Source organism: Nonomuraea deserti (genome assembly GCF_004348685.1).
In the GTDB taxonomy this organism is placed as follows: domain Bacteria; phylum Actinomycetota; class Actinomycetes; order Streptosporangiales; family Streptosporangiaceae; genus Nonomuraea; species Nonomuraea deserti.
The window spans coordinates 11,886-31,526 of record NZ_SMKO01000104.1 but is presented as its reverse complement, the minus strand read 5'-3'; the positions used below and the strand labels follow the sequence as shown (position 1 = coordinate 31,526).

The window sequence follows — 19,641 nt, the reverse complement described above, 5'->3', positions numbered from 1 at the left end:
CTGCGAGCGCCGCCCCACGCATGGTCACCCCGATCATCTCCTGTAAGGAGGAGCTTGTCGGCTGAATAACGCGCGCAGGCCGGTCTTTCAACGCCTCCAACGGAGAAGTGGGACTTTCTTGGGGATTTAGGGGTGTACGGGCGGCCGCGTTCGCCGCCCGCACACCGTCAGGCGGCCAGCTGGCTCAGGGCCATGTGTTCCTCCCCTTCGTCGTCCGGGCGGTCGTTGCCGAGCAACCGGGGCACCAGGCCTGATGTGGCCGCGCCGACCGCACCGGCGATCAAGCTGAGACCGCGAAGGGCTCGCGACGGCAACGGTGGACTGCGGGCAATCAGTAACGGCCGCCTCGACTCGACACCCCGGCGGGCGATGCGCGGGACGATGCCGCGACTGCGCAGGAAGACGCGGCGCAGGCTGTCGTGGCAGAAAGCGAACGGCAAGGAAACAAGCTCTGCGGAACGAGGCGACCCAGGAACATCCTCCGAGTTCCTCCCCAGTGAGCCAGGGATACGACCAAGCGCCTCGCGGCGCACACCCGGCGTACCTGTCTCCGTGTCTCCAGGATCCCCGCAACACCGAGTTCAGCATGAAGAACGGGTGAGCTCGACTCCGCGTTCGGTGCGGTGGTGTACGGCCGCGCGGCCGATGCGGCGGGTGGAGACCAGCCCGGCTTCGCGCAGCGCGCGCACGTGCTGCGAGACGGCCGCTCGCCGTGACGCTGAGCCGGGTGGCCAGGTCCCCCGTACTGTGCGGCTCGTCCAGCGCCTGCAACAGCGCTGCCTTGGTACGGCCGAGCACGGCGGCCAGTCCTTCCGGTACCCGGGCCGGCTTCTCCCACAGGGCGCCGAGCCCGCGTGCCGGGTAGCGGAGCGCGCCGGGCCCGCGAGGCTCCATCTCGAGGGGATGGTCGCCGCTGGGAAGCTGCCGGGGAGCAATCGAGCTAGGGTCCTTGGGCACCCCTACCGCCAGGTCGCTGTGACCGGGGAACGAGGCCGCAGCTGCCAGAAGGGGGAGCACACACAACCCAGAGCCGGGGTGCGCAGTCAGGGACTGTTCGGTTCGTCCATGCCGGTCCTAATAGTAAGTAGACTATAATCGTATATCCTCTCTACTAAGAGAGAATCTCTACGAGGTGGGAGACATGGAGAACCTGTCCGGCGCGACGGCCTTCATCACCGGGGGCGCGCAAGGCATCGGGCGCGGCATCGCACGGGCTCTGGCTCGCCAGGGAGTGCGAGTGGCCCTGGCCGACATCGACGCCGCAGCTCTCGACGCGGCCAAGAACGAACTGGCGGCCCTCGCCCCGGACGCCGAGAGCGTGCAGACCTTCGAGCTCGACGTCCGCGACCGCAGGGCCTTCACCGCCGTGGCCGACGCGACCGAGCAGCGGCTCGGCCCGGTCTCCCTGCTGTTCAACAACGCCGGCGTGGGCCTCGGCCTGCGCAAGATCTCCGAGCAGATCACCTATCCGATCTGGGACTACATCGCCGGTGTGAATCTCGACGGCGTGAACAATGGCGTGCAGACCTTCCTGCCCAGGATGCTGAGCCGGGGAGGACCCGGCCACATCGTCAACACCGCCTCGGTCGCCGGCCTGGGCGTCTTTCCGGGTCGCAGCGCCGCCTACGGCTACACCGCGTCCAAGGCGGCCGTCATCGCACTGACCGAGACGCTCCACTATGGCCTGCGCGACGAAGGGACCTCCATCGGGGCGAGCGTGCTCCTCCCCGGCCTGGTGGCCACCGGCATCACGACCAACAGCCTGAACGCGGCGCCCGACGACCTCCTGCCGCCCGGGGAGCGGGCGCGGGTGGCGGAGCTGGCAAGGCAGGGGGCCGAGATCATCGCTGCTCACGGCCGCGACATCGACACGGTGGGCGAGCAGGTCGTCGAGGCGATCCTCGACGGCCGTCTCTACATCCTGACCGACCGCATGGCTGCCGACCTGGTGGCCTCCCGCGCCCGCGCCATCCTCGACGCGATGCCCGCCGAGGACGGCCGGACCGAGCGGGTTCTCGGCATGGTCTCCGGCACGGGCACGGGCACGGCGGAGTGACCGTTCGACGTGAATTTCCCCGTTTCCCCACTCCTGCCGTCCGGCTGCTCTGGGCTGTGGCCACCTGGCGGTCGCACTCGTGAGTAGTCCGGCTGCCATCCCACCCTGCCCCAGGCCCCTTACCGGGGTGAGCGGCGGACCGGCACCACCAGACGGTTCGTGCCCGCAAGCGAAGACGGAATGGCTGCGAGGAAACCGCGCCAGTGGTTGACGTCCCGTGCGTCGTCAGCGGCCAGCCGAAGGATGGGCCGCTCGCAGTGCTGGAGAGGGCTCTGTCCGATGGCCTCCTCCGCCGTCGCCCGGAGCCCATGGGGGGCGGTGGGAGCCCCGGACCTCACCAGCCTGCACCAGGAGCTGTGGATCACAGGCAGCCCTCCGACCGAGCAACTCAAACGCCAGAGCGGCCGTTTCGCACAGACGTGATCTCACGGTGGAGGACTCGGACGAGGGCGGAGCGTACAGGTCCGGAGTCAGCGATGGGCAACGTGGCCGATGATGTTCTCCCGTCCCCAGGCGCCGAGTGGGGCCAGCGCCTCGTTGAGCGAGACGCCGAGCGGCGTCAGGGAGTACTCGACGCGGGGCGGCACCTCGGCGTGCACCTCGCGAATCAGCATGCCGTCCAGCTCCAGCTCCCGTAGCTGGGCGGTGAGAACCTTCTCAGTCACTCCAGGCAACTCCCTGCGGAGTTCGCCGAAGCGGTGCGGTCGCTCGTGAAGCGCCCAAAGGATCAGCACCTTCCACTTGCCGCCGATCACGTCCATCGCTGCGTCGATCCCACAGACGTACGATCCCGGCCGCCGCGTGGTACGCATCGCTCAGCCCTCCCATCGCGTCACTGGCACCAGGGTATCCACCCACTTCAAAGTACGTCCTCGATCACCTACCGTTGGGAACCGTACCCCGAGCCGTGCGGAGCCGCTCACCGCCGAGGGTGCCACGGCTCGCACGGCCCGTCCCCCATACGCGCCCCAGGTGGCCACCGGGCCAGGCGGGACGCAGACGTCGCACGGGACGAGTGGTGACTTCGCCGCCCGAGGACCGGGCCCTGCCCGGCGGACCTCGCTCGGGCCAACAGGCCGGCCGACCTCAGTCACATCGACGCGGCCGCCCCCACCACCGCCGCCCGAGGAGCCCGATACGGCGATCATGGCGTCCGTGTCATCGACCAATGAGACCTGCGCGAACGGCGTCTTCGACACGGACTCGACCAACACCGGCACAACGTCACAGCCCTCCGACCAACACGCACCATGGAGGAAGACGCGCATGAGGGCTCGCACCGGGGTGCGGGTGCGGCGGCCTTGCCGTGGGGTCGAACGCATCCGCGTCGCATATCACGTCCGCCAGCGCGGCCAGCGCAGGACGGATCTGACCGGCGAGCTCGACTACGCGCGGCGTGGGAGCCAGGCCGCCAGGGGCACGGACGAACAGCGGGTCGTGAAAGACCGTACGCACTCGAGACAGCGCACCGCTTACCGCCGCCTGGCTCATCCCGATTCTCTGCCCGGTTCGGGTTGCGTTGCGCTCGGACATCAACGCGCTGAGACCATCAGCAAGTTGAGGTCGACCCGCCGGAGATCGGTATGGCGGATATCGGATATCATGATCATCAGTTTCTCAGATGAATCTTATGGGTCTTAGCGTTGGCCCATGAATTCCATCGCAGCGGACGCGCCGATGCTCTCGGTGGCCGTCGTCCAGGTCGGATCGACGATGTTCGACACCGCCGCCACGCTGAACCGGGCGATCACATGGGTGCGTCGAGCCGCTGAGCAAGGTGCTCGCCTGATCGTTCTGCCGGAGGCACTACTGGGCGGCTACCCCAAAGGCCTTGACTTCGGCGTACGCGTCGGGTCGCGTGATCCAGCCGGCCGCAGGGAGTTCCAGCGGTACTGGGATGCGGCGATTGACGTGCCTGGCCCGCAGACCCACGCACTCTCGGAGCTCGCCAGGGAACTGGGGGTCACATTGATCATCGGCGCCGTCGAACGGGTCGGCCGGACTCTGCACTGCGTCGCGCTGTTGATCAGCCCGGACCATACGGAGCCGTTGATCCACCGCAAGCTGATGCCAACAGCCGCGGAACGGGTGATCTGGGGAACCGGTGACGGCTCGACGATGCCGGTGCTGCCCCTCCACACACAGGGGAGCGGCTCCACGGCGGGCGACGTGTGGGGCGTCGGCTCGGCGATTTGCTGGGAGAACTACATGCCGCTGTTCCGCGCGGCGATGTATGCCAAGGGCGTGGACATCTGGTGCGCCCCCACGGTCGACGACCGCGACTCCTGGCTCGCGACGATGCGGCACATCGCCGTGGAAGGACGATGCTTCGTGCTGAGCGCATGCCAGTATTTGGAACGCGAGGGCCTGCCTCCGGACGTCCATCCGATTCAGGGCGACGTACCAGGGACCGTCCTCATCTCGGGTGGCAGCGTGATCGTGTCTCCCTTCGGCGAGGTCCTCGCGGGTCCGCTGCGCGAGGGTGAAGGCATGTTGGCGGCTCGGCTCGACCTTCGGCAACTCGCGCAGGCCCGGATGGACCTCGACGTCATAGGCCACTACGCGCGACCGGACATCTTCCAGCTCACCGTCGACGAGCGCCCACGAGTCGCAGTAAGGCGGCACATCGGGGTCGGCCAGCGCGAGACGGGCGCCTTCCTTGGCGAACGCGCGGGCCATGCCGAGCCCGATGCCTTGGGCACCCCCGGCGATGAACACGGTTCTTCCTGCTGATTCTCTCACAGCGCTCCTGATCTCGCTGCCGGCCACGACCGCGGTACGCGACGAGCCCGCGGCCGGGCGATGTCCTTGGTGTTCATGCTTGGCTCATTGGGCGGGATGAGCGGGCCGGTGCTCGGCGGTGCCCGGCGCCTCCTGGCGGCGGCCGCCAGCAGGCGTGCGGCCTCTTCTCTGGCATGCCTGCCAGAGAAGAGGCCGTTTTAGGCGATGAGGATGGGCATCGAACTGTCCGTGCCCAGCGGTGGTCGGTGTGTCATCCAGGTGCGGAGGTGACCTCTTCCGCGGCGGGTGCGGTGGCGCGGGTCCGCAGGGTGGTGGCGGCGATCAGGACGCCGGCGAGGGCGATGGCGGCGGCGCCGATGAAGGCGGCGGAGAAGCCGTTGGTCAGCGCGGGAAGGTCACCGAGCCGGCCGGAGCCGTTGGCGGCGGCGACGGCGGTCATCGCGGCCAGGCCGAGCGCGGAGCCGACCTGGTAGCTGGTGTTGACGATGCCGGAGGCGAGGCCGCCCTCTTCCGGGCGGGCGGATGAGATGGCGGTGCCGAGGGAGGGGATGAAGGCCAGCGACATGCCGAGGGCGGCGACGAGGCTGGCCGGCAGGACGTCGGCGGCGAAGCTGCCGTCCGGGCTGATCAGCGAGAGCCAGGCCATGCCCGCGGTGAGGAGGACCAGGCCGGTGACCGTGGTCCCCTTGGGGCCGAACCGGTTGATGGCACGGGGCGCCAGGACGATCATGCCGATCATGATGAGGACGGTCATCGGGAGCAGGGCGGCGCCGCTGGGGAAGGCGCTGTAGCCGAGGACCTGCTGCAGATAGAGGTTGAGGAAGAACCACATCGGGATCCAGGCTCCGCCCAGCAGCAGCTGGGTGAGGTTGGCGGCGGCGAGGTTCGGCGTACGGAAGATCGACAGGCGCATCAGCGGCTCGCGGCGGCGGGCCTGGATGGCGACGAACGCGGCGAGCAGCGCCGCGGCGACGGCGAGCACGATCCACGTCTCAGCGGAGCTCCAGCCGGCTTCCGGCGCGCGGACGATGGCGTAGACGGCGGCTCCGAGGCCGAGGGTGACGGTCACCGTGCCGAGGACGTCGATGGTTCCGCGCCGGGGCTGGGCGGCGGGCATCAGCGGACCGGTGGCGAGGAGCACGATGAGGGCGATGGGGATGTTGATGTAGAAGACCCACGGCCAGCTGAGGTATTCGGTGATGACGCCGCCGAGGAAGACGCCGGCGGTGCCGCCCGCGGGCGCGGCGGCGCCGTACAGGGCGAGGGCCTTGGTCAGTTCCTTGGGGTCGTGGCCGAACAACATCATCAGGAGGGTGAGGGCCGATGGGGCGATCAGGGCCGCACCGACTCCTTGGACGGCGCGGCCGGTCAGCTCGACCCACACCTCTGGGGCGATGCCGGCGAGGAGCGAGCCGGCGAGCAGGATCAGCCAGCCGGTGCTGAAGAGCCGCCGGGCGCCGAACAGGTCGGACAGGCGGCCGCCCAGGAGCAGCAGGCCGCCGAAGGCGACGACGTAGGCGTTGAAGACCCAGGACAGGTTCTCCTGGGAGAAGCCCAGGTCCTGCTGGATGCGGGGGAGGGCCACACCGATGATCGACGTGTCCATGATGACGATGAACTGGGCGGTGGCGATCAGGGCCAGAGCGGCCCAGCGCCGAGGGGATGGTCCAGACATGAGCTCCTCCAGAGTTTCTCATACCCGGTTGGGGTATGTGCAAGGTGCACCCATACCCCTAAGAGGTATATTGGGTACGGGTCAATCAATACCAGTGGGGGGTATATGTCAAGTCCGCCGGGATCGGCTCCCGGGCGCCTGCGCCGGCGTCCAGCGGGCTCACCAGGAGTGGCCGGCGGCCGAGCCGGCACGCTGCCGAGCAGGGGAGCGGGGGCCCGCGGCCAGGAATGGTGGCGAACGCCGGGTCGCCAAGCTCGGCGCCGGCGTGAGCCCGCCGATGTGGCCGGTTCGAAACGAATCTGCAACGTCGGCAGCGGGGCTACGTGACCGCGGTGATCGCGTCGTTGCCGAGGTGAACGGCGGTCGAGAAGGCGGCGAGCGACGTCCCGCCGAGGACGCCTGGCCCGCGGATCGCCTGTGGCAGGTCGGGCTCCTTGGTCTCGCCAGGCAGCGGATGGCCGGCCGTCCGGTTGTCAGAAATACGGTAGGGGGGTATGGTTTAATTCCGAGCGATTGACAGGGAGAGGGGTGGACATGGCCGGATACAGCGGTAGCAAGCAGGACCATGCGATGCGGCTGCGCCGCATCGAGGGGCAGGTCCGCGGGTTGCAGCGGATGGTCGAGGACGACAAATACTGCATCGACATCCTGACTCAGGTGTCGGCGGCGAACAACGCGCTGAAGTCGTTCTCCCTGTCGTTGCTCGAAGAGCACCTGGCCCACTGCGTCGCCGAAGCCACGCTGAAGGGCGGGCCGGAGGCTGACGCCAAGGTCAAGGAGGCATCCGAGGCGATCGCCAGACTTGTGCGTTCCTGACCGACCTGATTCGAAGGAGAGACCGATATGAGCACCACATCCACCTACACCGTCAAGGGCATGACCTGCGGCCACTGCGTCAGTTCGGTCAAGGAAGAGGTCACCGAAGTGACCGGGGTCGCCAACGTCGAGGTGGACCTGGCGACTGGGCTGCTGACCGTCGACAGCGACGGCCCCATTGACCCGGCGAAGATCATCTCCGCCGTTGAAGAGGCCGGTTACGAGGTGGCGAACCAGTGAACACCGCAGCCAAGCTCGGCTCATACGTCCTGGGGCTGGCCGTCGTTTTCGGCGGCGCTCTGGGCGCGGGCAAGATGGTGGGGCCGGTAGGGACGCCCCCGGCCGAGGACCACGCCGCCATGACGGCGCCCACCGCCAGCGCGAGTGCGGGGCACGGGGAGCACGCCACCGAGCAGGTGAAGGACGATACCCCCGGGGGGCTCCAGGTGTCCGAGAGCGGTTACACCCTTCACCCGCTCACCGCGACGATCAAGCCGGATGAGCCGACCGACTTCCGCTTCTCAGTCATCGGGCCTGACGGTGAGCCGGTCACCGACTACCAGGTTGAGCACGACAAGAAGCTTCACTTCATCGTCGTGTCCCGCGACCTGAGCACCTTCCAGCATCTCCACCCCACCGAAGCAGGTGACGGCGTCTGGTCGGTGAAGCTCACCCTGCCCGGCGCGGGAACGTACCGCGCTTTCGCCGACTTCGTCCCCACCGGCGGCAAGGCCTTGACGTTGGGCACCGACCTGCTCGTCGCCGGCGACTTCGAGCCGAAGGCGCTGCCGCGGGCCAGCCGTACGGCCAGCGTCGACGGATACGAGGTCACCCTCGACGGCGAGCTGACGCCCGGCCAGTCGAGCAAGCTCACCCTCAAGGTCAGCAAGGACGGCAAGCCGGTCACCGACCTACAGCCTTACCTCGGCGCCTACGGCCACCTCGTGGCGCTGCGCGCCAGGGACCTCGCCTACTTGCACGTCCACCCCGACGGAGAGCCCGGCGACGGTAAGACCGACCCCGGGCCGGAAATCGTCTTCTACGCCGAGGCGCCCAGCATCGGCGACTACCGGCTGTTCCTCGACTTCCAGCACGAGGGCGAGGTCCGCACCGCGGACTTCACCCTCGGCGCGGGGGAGCGGCCGGCGATCCCGACCTCCACGCCCACGCCCACATCGACTGGGCACGCCGACGACGGCCACAGCCACTGAGCGAGAGAAAGGAGAACGGTGATGACACAGGTCACCGATGACCGGCAGAACGCGGTCGAGCTCTCGATCGGCGGCATGACCTGCGCCTCGTGCGCCAACCGCATCGAGCGCAAGCTGAACAAGATGGACGGCGTGACTGCGACGGTCAACTACGCGACGGAGAAGGCGAAGGTCACCTTTCCCGAGGACGTCGACCCGCAGCAGCTCATCGCGGAGGTAGAGAAGGCCGGATACACGGCCGCGCTGCCCGCCCCGCCCAGAACGGAGGCGGCCGAGCAGGAGCCGGAGGACGAGCTCCAGCCGCTGCGCCACCGCCTCATCACATCCGTGGTGCTGTCGGTCCCGGTGGTGGCCATGGCAATGGTCCCGCCCCTGCAGTTCACGAACTGGCAGTGGTTGTCACTGGTGCTGGCCGCTCCAGTGGTGGCGTATGCGGGCTGGCCCTTCCACAAGGCAGCCTGGACCAACCTGCGCCACGGCGCGGCCACCATGGACACGCTGATCTCGGTCGGTACTCTCGCCGCGCTGGGCTGGTCGTTGTGGGCGCTGTTCGTCGGCACCGCCGGCACGCCCGGCATGACGCACCCGTTCACGTTCACCATCGAGCGCACCGACGGCTCCGGCAACATCTATCTGGAGACGGCCGCTGCGGTGACGGCGTTCATCCTGGCCGGGCGCTACTTCGAGGCCCGCTCCAAGCGGCGCGCCGGCTCTGCGCTGAGGGCCTTGCTGGAGCTGGGCGCCAAGGACGTGGAGCTGGCCGACGGCCGGCGCGTCCCCGTCGAGCAGCTCACGGCGGGCGACCGGTTCGTGGTCCGGCCGGGCGAGAAGATCGCTACCGACGGCGTGGTCGAGGAAGGTTCCTCGGCCGTGGACGCCTCGATGCTCACCGGCGAATCCGTCCCGGTCGAGGTCGGCGTGGGCGATGCGGTCACCGGCGCCACCGTGAACGCGGGCGGTCGGCTCATCGTCCGGGCAACCCGGGTCGGCGCCGACACGCAGCTGGCCCAGATGGCCAAGCTGGTGGAGGAGGCGCAGACCGGCAAGGCGCAGGTGCAGCGGCTGGCCGACCGCATCTCCGGCGTCTTCGTGCCGATCGTGATCGCTCTCGCCCTCGGCACGCTGGGCTTCTGGCTCGGCACCGGCGACGGTGTGGGGGCGGCCTTCACGGCGGCAGTAGCGGTGCTGATCATCGCCTGCCCGTGCGCACTCGGTCTGGCCACCCCGACCGCGCTGCTGGTCGGGACTGGCAGAGGCGCGCAGCTCGGCATCCTGATCAAGGGGCCGGAGGTGCTGGAGTCCACCCGCAAGATCAATACGGTGGTGCTGGACAAGACCGGCACGGTCACCGAGGGCAGGATGACCCTCACGGCCGTCCACGTGGCCGAGGGAGCGAGCGAGGAAGAGGTGCTGCGCCTGGCAGGTGCGCTGGAATACGCCTCCGAGCACCCGATCGCTCAGGCCATCGCCAAGGGTGCCGCCGCCCGCGTCGGCGAACTGCCCGCGCCGGAGGATTTCGCCAACGTCGAGGGGCTCGGCGTTCAGGGCATCGTCGACGGCCACGCGGTGCTGGTCGGCCGCCCCCGGCTGCTGGAGGAGTGGTCCCAGCACCTTCCGGCCGATCTGGAGCGGGACCTTCACGAGGCCCAGGCCGGTGGCCGCACAGCGGTCGCGGTCGGCTGGGACGGCCAGGCACGGGCGGTGCTCGTGGTGGCCGACGCGGTCAAGCCGACCAGCAAGGAGGCCATCGCCCAGCTCCGCGCCCTCGGTCTCACGCCGGTGCTGCTGACCGGCGACAACGAGGCCGTGGCCGAGACCGTCGCGGCCGAGGTGGGCATCGACGAGGTGATCGCCGAGGTGCTGCCCGCGGACAAGGTCGACGTGGTCAAGCGCCTGCAGTCCGAGGGCAAGGTCGTGGCCATGGTCGGTGACGGGGTCAACGACGCTGCCGCGCTGGCCCAGGCCGACCTGGGGCTGGCCATGGGCACCGGCACCGACGCCGCCATAGAGGCGAGCGACCTCACACTGGTACGGGGCGACCTGCGGGTAGCCGCCGACGCCATCCGGCTGTCCCGTAAGACGCTCAGCACGATCAAGGGCAATCTGTTCTGGGCCTTCGCCTACAACGTGGCCGCGCTGCCGCTGGCGGCGCTCGGCTTGCTCAACCCGATGATCGCAGGAGCGGCGATGGCGTTCTCCAGCGTCTTCGTGGTCAGCAACAGCCTGCGCCTGCGGCGCTTCAAATAGCAGTGCCGGGATGGCTCCACGTCGAACGGCGTGGGGCCATCCTTCTCTTGCTCCGGTGTGTTGCCAGAAGCAGCAACATCACTGCCAGGAGGGAGTGCGTGGGGGAATGCCTGTGCCTGAGCCTCGGATCCCGGTCAGCTGAGGGCTCGTGCCGGCGTGGCTACGGCAGGGGGTAAGGTCCATGGGCGATGGCGCCGATGGAGAGGCGAGGCATGGCCGGGTACAGCCAGGGCAAGAAGAAGCACATGACGCGGTTGCGCCGCGTCGAGGGGCAGATCCGTGGCCTGCAGCGCATGGTCGAGGAGGACACCTACTGCATCGACATCCTGACTCAGGTGTCCGCGGCCACCAGCGCACTGAGGTCTTTTTCCCTGGTCCTGCTTGAGGAACACCTTGCCCACTGCGTCGCCGAAGCGACCCGCCAGGGCGGCCCGGACGCCGCGGCGAAAGTCAAGGAGGCCAGCGACGCCGTCGCCAGGCTGGTGCGTTCTTGACCCGCCTTTCGTCACGTAGAGGGCGGGCGCAGCCGTTTGAGCGCGAGGGCGTTGACGGCCACGATCACGCTTGATCCAGACATCGACAGCGCGGCGATCTCAGGCCGAAGCACGAGCCCGAACGCCGGCTCGAACACCCCGGCGGCGATGGGCAGGGCGAGCGCGTTGTAACCGATGGCCCAGCCCAGGTTCTGCCGCATCTTGCGCAACGTGCCCCGGCCAATGTGCAGTGCCGCGGGCACGTCCAGCGGGTCTGACCGCATCAGCACCACATCGGCGGTTTCGATGGCCACGTCCGTGCCGGCGCCGATGGCGATGCCCAGGTCGGCCTGCGCGAGGGCCGGGGCGTCGTTGACGCCGTCCCCGACCATGGCCACCTTGCGGCTGCCTGCCTGGAGCTCAGCGATCTTGGCCGCCTTGTCTCCTGGGAGCACCTCGGCGATCACGGTGTCGATGCCGAGTCGCTGCGCGATCCGCTCCGCGGTCGCGGCATTGTCTCCCGTGAGCATCACCACCTCGACGCCGAGCTCATGCAGCGTGGCAATGGCGGCAGGGGAAGTGTCCCGCGCCGCGTCCGCGATGCCGATGACGCCGGCCACCGTGTTGTCCACGGCGACCATGACGGCGGTGCGGCCGCCCTCGGCCATTTCCTGCCGCCTGCTCGCCAGCTTCCCGGGCTCCACCCCTTCCCGCTCCAGCAGCCGCCGGTTGCCGACCACGACCTTGCGCCCTTTGACCCGCGCGACAGCGCCGTGTCCGGGGACGTTCTCGAAGTGCTCGGCTCTCATCGGTGCCAAGCCCAGGCCATCCGCATGCCGGACGATCGCCTCGGCCAGCGGGTGCTCTGACTCCCGCTCGACGGCAGCGACCAGGCGCAGGAACTCATCGTCCGGCAGCGTGTCACCTACCACCACATCAGTGACCTCCGGCTCGCCCTTGGTCAAGGTGCCGGTCTTGTCCATCACCACGACCCGAATGCGGGCCGAGGATTCGAGCGCCATCGCATTCTTGAACAACACCCCACGCTTGGCCCCCAGCCCGGTGCCCACCATGATGGCGGTGGGGGTCGCCAGGCCGAGCGCGTCGGGACAGGTGATGACGACGACCGTGATGGCGAACAGGATCGCGACGCTGAACGGCTGCCCTGCGGCCAGCAGCCAGACCGCAAAGGTGAGCACCCCTCCGACCAATGCCACGAGGACGAGCCAGAACGCCGCCCGGTCGGCCAGCCGCTGTCCCGGCGCCTTGGAGTTCTGCGCCTGCTGGACGAGGTGGACGATCTGTGCCAGGGCGGTGTCGGCTCCCACCTTGGTTGCGCGCACCCGTAGTGTGCCGTTGCGGTTGATGGTGGCACCGATGACGGCAGATCGCGGCTCCTTGTGCACCGGCAGGCTCTCGCCGGTGACCATCGACTCGTCGACCTCGCTCTGACCCTCTTCGACGGTGCCGTCGACGGGAATCTTGGAGCCAGGACGGACCAGCAGGAGGTCGCCGACCGTCACCTCGGCGGTCGGGACCTCGACCGGCTGGCCATCACGAATGACTGTCGCCTTGGGCGGGGCCAGGTCGAGCAGGGCGCGGACGGCGTCGTTGGCGCCGCCTCTCGCCCGCATTTCGAACCAGTGGCCGAGCAGTACGAAGGCGGCCAGGACGGTGGCGGCCTCGTAGAACACCTCGCCGCCGCCGGTGAGCGTGACGACCAGGGAGTACAGCCAGCCGGCGCCGACCGCGACCGCGACGAGAACCATCATGTCGAGGGTGCGGGCGCGAAGTGCGCGTACGGCTCCGTCGAAGAAGATCCAGCACGAGTAGAAGATCACCGGCAGGCTGAGCAGCAGCGCCCAGACGTCTTGACGCCATCCGAACGGGACAGGCAGGTCCAGCCCGAACACCTCCGTGCCGATTGGAGACCACAGCACGATCGGGATGGAGAAGATCGCGGCCACCAGGAAGCGGTTGCGCATGTCGGTGACCATGGAGGCCATCGACATCCCGGCATGGCCGCCGTGTCCCATCATGTCGTGAGGTGACGCCGTTTCATCGGCATGCAGTGCGTGACCAGCGGGCGGAGCCTCGGCGCTCGCGCCTGGTGGGTCAGGCTCAGCCATGGGATCGCAGATGTGAGAGGGCACCGACTGCCCGGCGCAGTGATAGCCACATTCGGTGATCCACGTACGCAGCTCGGCGAGGGACGTGACGCGCGGATCGAAACGCACCGTCGCCGTCTGGGCGGCCGCGTTGGCCTCGACCTGCAGCACGCCTGGGCGCCGGCCCAGGGTGGCCACGACGACGTTCTGTTCAGAAGCCCAGTGCAGCCCGCTGACGTCAAGGATCGCAGTGCTGCGTTCCTTGCCTTCGCCAGGTCGTGCAGAGACGTGGTCGCTCATGGTTGTCTCCTCCCACGGAGCGAATTCACGATGGTTCATCGTAGATCCGGTACCCGCCAAGGCACTGGTCAGTCTCGAGGTGCTGGATGCGGCATAGGGGCAGTACTACTGCGCTTTATCGTAGATCCGCTTGGCTCGCAGCTTCGGCAGCACCAGGGCCGCGAAGACGCCGTACAGGGCCAGGACGATCGCCACGGTCATGTGCTGCGTCCGCCCGGCGGGTACACCCGAAGTGCCGCCTCCAGCGCGCTGGACTCCTCGGGGGTAAGCCGTTCGAGGAAGTGCACCAGTGTGGCGGCCCTGTTGCCGCTTCTGGCCAAGAATCGCGCATCGCGTCGGCGGTGTGGGCCTCTTTGGACGACACCGCCTCATAGATGGAGGCGCGGCCTACGGGGCCGGCGCTTGAGCAGGCCTTTGGTGTGGAGCTTGTCCATCACGGTCATGACCGTCGTGGGGGCCAGAGGGCGGTCCTTCTGCAGATGCTCCAGGACGTCCCCGACCGAGGCCGGTCGTTGACGGCCCACAGGCGATCCATGACCGTGGACTCGAGCTCTCCCAGGCCACGCACCATGTGACAGTCCCCCACCCGGGGTCTGCTCACATGCTACCGGCGATCGTGGAAGCGTGGCCTGAACGTGTACTCGTCACGCCAGGGACGCCAGGCGATCGCCCGCCACGATGGCGCGTTTGACGCGGATCAGGTCCTTGGGCGCGTTCACCGCGACGGCGCCCACCAGAGCGCCGTCCTTGGCGAAGGCGACGGCGAACCGCCCCTCGCGCGGGTCGCCGGTCACGACGCGGGTCTCGTCCGCCAGGTGCGGCAGGCCGGCCGTCTGGATGCGGGCGCCGTGCATGTGGGTGGCGAAGGACGGCAGGTCGGCGAAGGGCTTGGCGTTTTCCGGACCGGCCAACAGGTTGAGCGCCGCGGCGGTGCCCTGGTCGTTGGCGTTCGACCAGTGTTCGACGCGGACCAGGGCGCCGCCGTACAGGCTGTGCGGCCAGCGTGCCACGTCACCTGCCGCTACCACGTCCTCCGCGCCCGACGCGAACAGGCGCTCGTCGCAGACCACCCCGTCGCTCACCGTCAGCCCGCTGCCCTCCAGCCAGTCGGTGTTCGGCACCACGCCCATGCCCGCGATGACCAGGTCGGCGGGCAGCGTCCGGCCGTCGCTCAGTCGCACCCCCGTTACCCTGCCGTTCTGGTCGAATCCGGTCACGCGGGTCCCGGTGACGAGTTCTACGCCGTTGTCCCGGTGATGGTCGGCCAGCCAGCGTGCGGTCTCGGTGCCCACGACGTTCTGCATCGGGTACGGGGCCGTGTCCACGAGGGCGACGCCGAGCCCGAGGGCGCGAGCGGTCGAGGCGACCTCGCCTCCGATGAAGCCACCGCCGATGACGACGACGTTGCCGGGTCCTGCGGCCAGTTCGGCGCGCAGCGCCAGGGAGTCCTCGACGGTGCGCAGGGTGTACACCCCCGCGGGGGAATCAGGCAGGCGGCGTGGGCGGGCGCCGGTGGCGATGACCAGGCCGTCGTAGCAAACCTCCGAGGCGTCGTCCAGGATGAGCCGGCGCTGAGCCGGGTCCAGCCGTACGGCATGGCGGCCCTTCAGCCAGCGGTTGCCGAGCTCTTCGGCGCCTGGGAGCGTGACCTCGTCATCGCCCCTGAGCATGCTCTTGGACAGCGGGGGACGATTGTAGGGAAGGTGCTTCTCGGCCCCTACCAGGGTGATCGTGCCGTCGTAGCCCTCACGTCGCAGTGCCTGAAACGCACGAAAGCCAGCCAGCGAAGCTCCGACGATGGCGATGGAGTTGAGCTTTCTCATACGGGAAGACAGTACCCCTTAGGGGTATATCTGTGAACGTGATGTAGATCTCATATACCCATAGGGGGTTACGGTTGCCAGGGATGCCGCGCTGCCATATGGTCGACTCGCCGTATACCCAACAGGGGTATTTTTCGAGGGGAGTCATGATGAGCAATGCAACCTACACCGTGAGTGGGATGACCTGTGGCCACTGCGTGGGCACGGTGAAGACTGAAGTCAGCAAGATCGCCGGTGTCACTGCGGTCGATGTCGACCTGGCCACCGGCCAGGTGACCGTGACGGGGAACGAGCCGATCGAGGAAGCTCTTGTGCGCGATGCCGTAGAGGAAGCGGGCTACGAGCTGGTCTCCGCCTGACCGGGCCTCGAAAGGATTGTGGCGGGAGCTTTCGGTTAAGGGTTGACGGCCGGGTGTCGTACATCTGTGTGTGTGCCGGCACCCGGCTGGCTTCTGGCAGGTGCTACGAGCCGCGTTAGTACGCTGGTAGCGATCTGACGTGCCAAGATCTGTGAGGGGCGGTGGGATCTATGCGACGACGCCGTGCGACGAGTGACACGCCTCTGCGCCATCCATGCCCTCGTGGTTCACGCGCCCGGTAACTCCCGTTAGCCGCCGACCACCTCGACTGCCGCGGCCACCAGATCATCGACGACGGAGCAGGCAGGATTGTCGCCCCAGGCTTGCTCTGCGGCCCGCCCGTCGCCGGTGCGACCAGAATCGGCCGAACGCCGGCGGCCTGTGCGGCCACGATGTCCGATGACCGGTCGCCGATCAGATAGCTCTTGGACAGGTCGAGGTTCAGCTCGGCAGCCGCGCGTTTGATCATGGCCGGGCTGGGCTCTGGTGCGTCACCGACGTTGTACCGATCGGAAATCGCATGTTCCCCGGCTACCGGACTGCTGTAGATCGCGTCGACGGTGACGCCTTCGTCGGCCAACAGCTCAGACATGCGGTCATGCTTTCGTCCAGGGTGCCCGGCTCCACGTAGCCGAGGCCGACGCAGGATTGATTCGTCACGACGACCAAGGCGTAACCGTGATCATGCAGAAGTCGGAGCGCGGGTGGCCGCGGCCGGCAGCAGTTGCATCGCCTCTGGACCGTGTCTGTAGGTCGGAAGCGTGTTGATGCAACCGTCTCGATCGAGGAACACCGCCTTCCGGGCGGATGCGTCACCTGCGAGATCAATCTGTGTATGCCGCACGGCGTCGACGTGATCGCCGTCGAGCGCGATGTCGAAGATCCGGGAATGCTCTACTTCCTGGCGTTTCACTACCTTCCCTTGGCCGGCGTCTCGATAGCCTTCATGGACTACTCGCCGTTCCTGGGGCTGAGCGGCTCGACGTGGACCGGACTGGACAACTTCGCCAAGCTGTTCAACGATCCGGAGTTCGTCAGTACCGTTCGCAACACCTTGATCATTTCGTTCCTGCAGATCGCGTTCGCGTTTCCTGCTCCGATCTTGCTGGCACTGCTGCTCAACTCGCTGCTCAGCGAGCGGATGAAGCGCACGGTGCAGACCGTCGTGTACCTGCCGCACTTCCTGTCCTGGGCGGTGCGGGAGCCTTGGCCGATCTGTTCCAGCAGTTGGGGCTCGGCAGTGTCACGTGATGGCGAACGCCGAGACGTTCAAGATTCTGCTGACCTCACAGGTGATCTGGAAGGACGTGGGGTGGGGGACGATCATCTTCTTCGCCGCCATAGCCCGATTCCCACCCAGTTGTACGAGTCGGCTGCGGTGGACGGGGCGGGATCGCTGCGACGCATCTGGCACATCACCCTTCCGGGGATCCTGCCCGTGATGGTGCTGCTGCTCATCCTCAAACTGGGCGACGTTCTGTCCGTCGGTTTCGAGCAGATCCTGTTGCAACAGCCCTCCGTCGGAGCCGAAGCGGCGCAGGTGCTGGACACATTCGTCTATTTCCGCGGTGTGCTCGGCGGCGATTGGGGCATCGGCGCGGCCGCCGGCCTGCTCAAAGGCGCCATCGGCACCCTGATGATCGTCGCCGCGAATCGGATGGCGCGCCGCGCCGGCAGCGAAGGATTGTTCTGATGACGTCATCCCATCGGCCGGCCTGGGTCGAACCACCGAACCGTGTCGTGACGACGATCAAAGGGGTCCTGATCGGTTCGATCCTGCTGGTCATGATCTACCCCTTGGCGTACGTGATCCTGAACTCGTTCGCCAGCCCGGATGCCACAACGACAGCTGGGCTGATTCCGAGCGAGTGAAGCTTCTCGGCGTACAGCACGATCTTCAAGGGTGGGGTCGTGCAGCGGTCGTTGATCGTCTCGATCCTGATCACGCTGGTCGGCACAGCGCTGTCGACCGCAGAGCTGGATCTTCCCGACCGCCAGGGATTGCGTGGAGACCAACTCCCAGATGGTCCGCCAGTCGGGTCGCCAGCCCGGTCGAAGGGCTTCAGTCGGACACTCAGGACGCGCGCGGCGCCCAACTCGATCAGCTCTTCGCCACCTACATCAATCAGATCGTGGTCGGCTCCCGGCCGCTGAGCGATATCGAGAAGTACCGCCAGGCCCGGCGCAGTCAGGGGGGCGACCGGATTCGCCGCGAGTTCCGGGAGCAGTTGAAGGGGCGTTGACCCCAGCATGAGCAACCTCAGATGGGGAAACGACATGACAGTGAGCCGACGGCCGCACTTGCGGCCGGTGTACTGGGCGGCGCTGCGGTGTAACAGCCGGCGGCACCTCGACAGCACAGGCCGCACCGAGCGGGCCCGGCCCGAATCCGCCGGTCGCGGGTGAGTCCGACGGCGTGCGGAAACTGCGCCGGCTGCTCAACCTCGCCGCTCGCGGCGACCAGAGCCTGGAACGTGACGCCGGTGGGCGTTGTGTCGTCGTTGCCCCGACGGGCGTCCACGTGCTGAAACGGCCCCTGGTGATCGGCGGCAACACCACGCTGCGGGCGGACGGTGCGACCTTCACCTCCGACGTAGCGGTCAAGCCACAGACGTACTACAAGGACAAGAACCAGCACTCCCCGGAGCCGACCTACCCGGATTCGTTCATCAGTGTCGCCGCGGTGAACTCCCGCGAGGCGACGTTGTTGATCAACGACGTTCCCGACGACTGCACCGGCCACCAGGCAGCCGGCAACATCCGGCTGGAGGGCGGCATCTGGGACCCGACGGCGTACTTCGTGCGGAACGCGGTCGGCGATGATCGTGCTCGGGCAACGGACGCGCCGCCGATGAATGCGATCACTTTCGAACACACGCACAACGTCGAGCTGTCCGGAGTCACCGTACGCAACGTCAAGTGGTGGCACGGAGTCGAGTTGAACGCCGTCCGTACAGCGACCGTCAGCGACTGCCGGTTCGAAGGCCGGGTCGAGGCGCCGACGGCCGGGTGGTGGCACGGTGAGGCGGTTCAACTCGACCTACCGACTGCCGGCACCCCGGGTGGGACCGCCGACAACACTCCGAGCACCGACATCCGGATCATCGACAACTACTGCGGTCCGTCGCAGGAATATCCGGGCTGGGGCAAGCTCACCGGCTCGCACACCGGCGCTGCCGGCGCGGTGCACAGCGATGTGTGGATTGAACGCAACCCGATCGAGAACGCGAAGTGGGATGCGATCGGACCGATGAACACCTCCGGGTCGTCATCCGAGAGAACACGATCAAGTCGAGCTGGGGCGGCGTGTATGTGAAGTCGCTCAGCCCGAACCCGAACGAAACGGTCGACATCATGGGCAACGACATCACACGGGTCGACGGGTCGACCCGTCCCGCGGTCGGCGTGAATGCCACGAACGCCCAGCTGCCGGTCAGCGATGTCGTGGTCTACGCGAACACAGTCCGAGGCGGCGGGTTCAGCTACAGCTCGAACGTCACCTTCAGACGGGAGCCGCAACGGTGATGTCACACCTCGAGACCACCTCGGCGGTGTGGTGGCCGGTCGTGAGGTGCCCTCCTGCAGGACCTCCCCGAGCAGGACCGACAGGCCCTCGCCGACATGACTAACGAGTTCGCGCAGGAAGAAACCGACCCTGCCCGGCATCTGACGGCCTGGGAAGCGCCCGAAACCCTGTCTCCCAGCCTGAGGGCATCACTGCACACCAGACCCCGGCACGTCCTGTGGTCTCTCCACGCCGCTCATGGGCTTATCGACGGTCCACCGGCACGGCTTTCGGGCTCGGCTGACCAGGCCTGGCGGAGGGCATGC

20 protein-coding genes are annotated in these 19,641 nt (G+C 67.9%); 11 read left to right on the top strand and 9 right to left on the bottom strand.

The window, feature by feature from the left end; translation table 11 throughout:
- Window positions 1–167 precede the first annotated feature (167 nt).
- Window positions 168–440 carry a hypothetical protein gene (locus E1292_RS30495; protein WP_132599133.1) on the bottom strand — a complete coding sequence of 91 codons (273 nt, stop codon included), beginning with the start codon at window positions 438–440 and terminating at the stop codon, window positions 168–170.
- A 701-nt stretch (window positions 441–1,141) separates the two neighbouring features.
- Between E1292_RS30495 and E1292_RS30490 the strand changes: the two genes are divergently transcribed.
- Entirely contained in the window at window positions 1,142–2,056 is a 915-nt protein-coding gene (locus E1292_RS30490; RefSeq protein ID WP_132599131.1) for an SDR family NAD(P)-dependent oxidoreductase, read from the top strand.
- A gap of 470 nt (window positions 2,057–2,526) precedes the next feature.
- Here E1292_RS30490 and E1292_RS30485 read toward each other — a convergent pair whose 3' ends face one another.
- Complete coding sequence (locus E1292_RS30485; protein WP_132599129.1) at window positions 2,527–2,868, bottom strand: winged helix-turn-helix transcriptional regulator; 342 nt, start codon at window positions 2,866–2,868, stop codon at window positions 2,527–2,529.
- Window positions 2,869–3,280: 412 nt separating this feature from the next.
- On the bottom strand, window positions 3,281–3,589 hold the full coding sequence (locus E1292_RS55890; RefSeq protein WP_220447132.1) for a LysR family transcriptional regulator: 309 nt from the start codon (window positions 3,587–3,589) through the stop codon (window positions 3,281–3,283).
- A gap of 117 nt (window positions 3,590–3,706) precedes the next feature.
- Between E1292_RS55890 and E1292_RS30475 the strand changes: the two genes are divergently transcribed.
- Complete coding sequence (locus tag E1292_RS30475; protein WP_220447131.1) at window positions 3,707–4,789, top strand: carbon-nitrogen hydrolase family protein; 1,083 nt, start codon at window positions 3,707–3,709, stop codon at window positions 4,787–4,789.
- A gap of 259 nt (window positions 4,790–5,048) precedes the next feature.
- On the opposite strand, the gene E1292_RS30470 is transcribed toward E1292_RS30475, so the two are convergent.
- Window positions 5,049–6,473: an MFS transporter gene (locus E1292_RS30470; protein ID WP_132599127.1), complete on the bottom strand. Its 1,425-nt coding sequence runs from the start codon at window positions 6,471–6,473 to the stop codon at window positions 5,049–5,051.
- Window positions 6,474–7,007: 534 nt separating this feature from the next.
- Here E1292_RS30470 and E1292_RS30465 point away from each other — a divergent pair.
- The 5 genes from E1292_RS30465 to E1292_RS30445 all read left to right on the top strand — a co-directional run bounded on the left by E1292_RS30465 (window position 7,008) and on the right by E1292_RS30445 (window position 11,241).
- Window positions 7,008–7,289, top strand: a complete 282-nt coding sequence (locus E1292_RS30465; protein WP_132599125.1) for a metal-sensitive transcriptional regulator — start codon at window positions 7,008–7,010, stop codon at window positions 7,287–7,289.
- Window positions 7,290–7,316: 27 nt separating this feature from the next.
- On the top strand, window positions 7,317–7,529 hold the full coding sequence (locus tag E1292_RS30460) for a heavy-metal-associated domain-containing protein (RefSeq protein ID WP_132599123.1): 213 nt from the start codon (window positions 7,317–7,319) through the stop codon (window positions 7,527–7,529).
- On the top strand, window positions 7,526–8,500 hold the full coding sequence (locus E1292_RS30455; RefSeq protein ID WP_132599121.1) for a DUF8832 domain-containing protein: 975 nt from the start codon (window positions 7,526–7,528) through the stop codon (window positions 8,498–8,500). The genes E1292_RS30460 and E1292_RS30455 overlap by 4 nt, the downstream gene beginning before the upstream one ends.
- A 21-nt stretch (window positions 8,501–8,521) precedes the next feature.
- Window positions 8,522–10,747, top strand: a complete 2,226-nt coding sequence (locus tag E1292_RS30450) for a heavy metal translocating P-type ATPase (protein ID WP_132599119.1) — start codon at window positions 8,522–8,524, stop codon at window positions 10,745–10,747.
- A gap of 212 nt (window positions 10,748–10,959) precedes the next feature.
- Entirely contained in the window at window positions 10,960–11,241 is a 282-nt protein-coding gene (locus E1292_RS30445) for a metal-sensitive transcriptional regulator (RefSeq protein WP_132599117.1), read from the top strand.
- A gap of 11 nt (window positions 11,242–11,252) precedes the next feature.
- On the opposite strand, the gene E1292_RS30440 is transcribed toward E1292_RS30445, so the two are convergent.
- The 3 genes from E1292_RS30440 to E1292_RS30430 all read right to left on the bottom strand — a co-directional run bounded on the left by E1292_RS30440 (window position 11,253) and on the right by E1292_RS30430 (window position 15,451).
- Window positions 11,253–13,628, bottom strand: a complete 2,376-nt coding sequence (locus tag E1292_RS30440; protein ID WP_132599115.1) for a heavy metal translocating P-type ATPase — start codon at window positions 13,626–13,628, stop codon at window positions 11,253–11,255.
- Window positions 13,629–13,996: 368 nt separating this feature from the next.
- Window positions 13,997–14,152, bottom strand: coding sequence for a BlaI/MecI/CopY family transcriptional regulator (locus tag E1292_RS54160; protein WP_246090443.1), 156 nt, complete (start codon window positions 14,150–14,152; stop codon window positions 13,997–13,999).
- Between the two features lie 120 nt (window positions 14,153–14,272).
- Window positions 14,273–15,451, bottom strand: a complete 1,179-nt coding sequence (locus E1292_RS30430) for an NAD(P)/FAD-dependent oxidoreductase (protein WP_132599113.1) — start codon at window positions 15,449–15,451, stop codon at window positions 14,273–14,275.
- A 149-nt stretch (window positions 15,452–15,600) separates the two neighbouring features.
- On the opposite strand from E1292_RS30430, the gene E1292_RS30425 reads away from it, so the two are divergent.
- Complete coding sequence (locus E1292_RS30425; RefSeq protein WP_132599111.1) at window positions 15,601–15,810, top strand: heavy-metal-associated domain-containing protein; 210 nt, start codon at window positions 15,601–15,603, stop codon at window positions 15,808–15,810.
- Between the two features lie 115 nt (window positions 15,811–15,925).
- Here E1292_RS30425 and E1292_RS30420 read toward each other — a convergent pair whose 3' ends face one another.
- On the bottom strand, window positions 15,926–16,402 hold the full coding sequence (locus tag E1292_RS30420) for an HAD hydrolase-like protein (RefSeq protein WP_132599109.1): 477 nt from the start codon (window positions 16,400–16,402) through the stop codon (window positions 15,926–15,928).
- A 150-nt stretch (window positions 16,403–16,552) separates the two neighbouring features.
- Between E1292_RS30420 and E1292_RS30415 the strand changes: the two genes are divergently transcribed.
- Window positions 16,553–17,503: an ABC transporter permease subunit gene (locus E1292_RS30415; protein ID WP_220447130.1), complete on the top strand. Its 951-nt coding sequence runs from the start codon at window positions 16,553–16,555 to the stop codon at window positions 17,501–17,503.
- Window positions 17,504–17,600: 97 nt separating this feature from the next.
- On the opposite strand, the gene E1292_RS30410 is transcribed toward E1292_RS30415, so the two are convergent.
- Window positions 17,601–18,089 carry a hypothetical protein gene (locus E1292_RS30410; RefSeq protein ID WP_132599107.1) on the bottom strand — a complete coding sequence of 163 codons (489 nt, stop codon included), beginning with the start codon at window positions 18,087–18,089 and terminating at the stop codon, window positions 17,601–17,603.
- A 137-nt stretch (window positions 18,090–18,226) separates the two neighbouring features.
- Between E1292_RS30410 and E1292_RS30405 the strand changes: the two genes are divergently transcribed.
- Window positions 18,227–19,126 carry a glycoside hydrolase family protein gene (locus tag E1292_RS30405; RefSeq protein ID WP_132599105.1) on the top strand — a complete coding sequence of 300 codons (900 nt, stop codon included), beginning with the start codon at window positions 18,227–18,229 and terminating at the stop codon, window positions 19,124–19,126.
- Window positions 19,123–19,335: a hypothetical protein gene (locus E1292_RS30400; RefSeq protein ID WP_132599103.1), complete on the top strand. Its 213-nt coding sequence runs from the start codon at window positions 19,123–19,125 to the stop codon at window positions 19,333–19,335. Before E1292_RS30405 ends, E1292_RS30400 begins: the two co-directional genes overlap by 4 nt.
- Window positions 19,336–19,641 lie beyond the last annotated feature (306 nt).

Coding starts and splice junctions, on each gene's coding strand:
- E1292_RS30460 (WP_132599123.1), top strand. CDS start 7,317: ATGAGCACCACATCCACCTACACCGTCAAGGGCATGACCTGCGGCCAC.
- E1292_RS30490 (WP_132599131.1), top strand. CDS start 1,142: ATGGAGAACCTGTCCGGCGCGACGGCCTTCATCACCGGGGGCGCGCAA.
- E1292_RS30430 (WP_132599113.1), bottom strand. CDS start 15,451: ATGAGAAAGCTCAACTCCATCGCCATCGTCGGAGCTTCGCTGGCTGGC.
- E1292_RS30475 (WP_220447131.1), top strand. CDS start 3,707: ATGAATTCCATCGCAGCGGACGCGCCGATGCTCTCGGTGGCCGTCGTC.
- E1292_RS30450 (WP_132599119.1), top strand. CDS start 8,522: ATGACACAGGTCACCGATGACCGGCAGAACGCGGTCGAGCTCTCGATC.
- E1292_RS30445 (WP_132599117.1), top strand. CDS start 10,960: ATGGCCGGGTACAGCCAGGGCAAGAAGAAGCACATGACGCGGTTGCGC.
- E1292_RS30465 (WP_132599125.1), top strand. CDS start 7,008: ATGGCCGGATACAGCGGTAGCAAGCAGGACCATGCGATGCGGCTGCGC.
- E1292_RS30470 (WP_132599127.1), bottom strand. CDS start 6,473: ATGTCTGGACCATCCCCTCGGCGCTGGGCCGCTCTGGCCCTGATCGCC.
- E1292_RS30440 (WP_132599115.1), bottom strand. CDS start 13,628: ATGAGCGACCACGTCTCTGCACGACCTGGCGAAGGCAAGGAACGCAGC.
- E1292_RS30410 (WP_132599107.1), bottom strand. CDS start 18,089: ATGTCGTTTCCCCATCTGAGGTTGCTCATGCTGGGGTCAACGCCCCTT.
- E1292_RS55890 (WP_220447132.1), bottom strand. CDS start 3,589: ATGTCCGAGCGCAACGCAACCCGAACCGGGCAGAGAATCGGGATGAGC.
- E1292_RS30420 (WP_132599109.1), bottom strand. CDS start 16,402: ATGTCTGAGCTGTTGGCCGACGAAGGCGTCACCGTCGACGCGATCTAC.
- E1292_RS30485 (WP_132599129.1), bottom strand. CDS start 2,868: ATGCGTACCACGCGGCGGCCGGGATCGTACGTCTGTGGGATCGACGCA.
- E1292_RS30425 (WP_132599111.1), top strand. CDS start 15,601: ATGAGCAATGCAACCTACACCGTGAGTGGGATGACCTGTGGCCACTGC.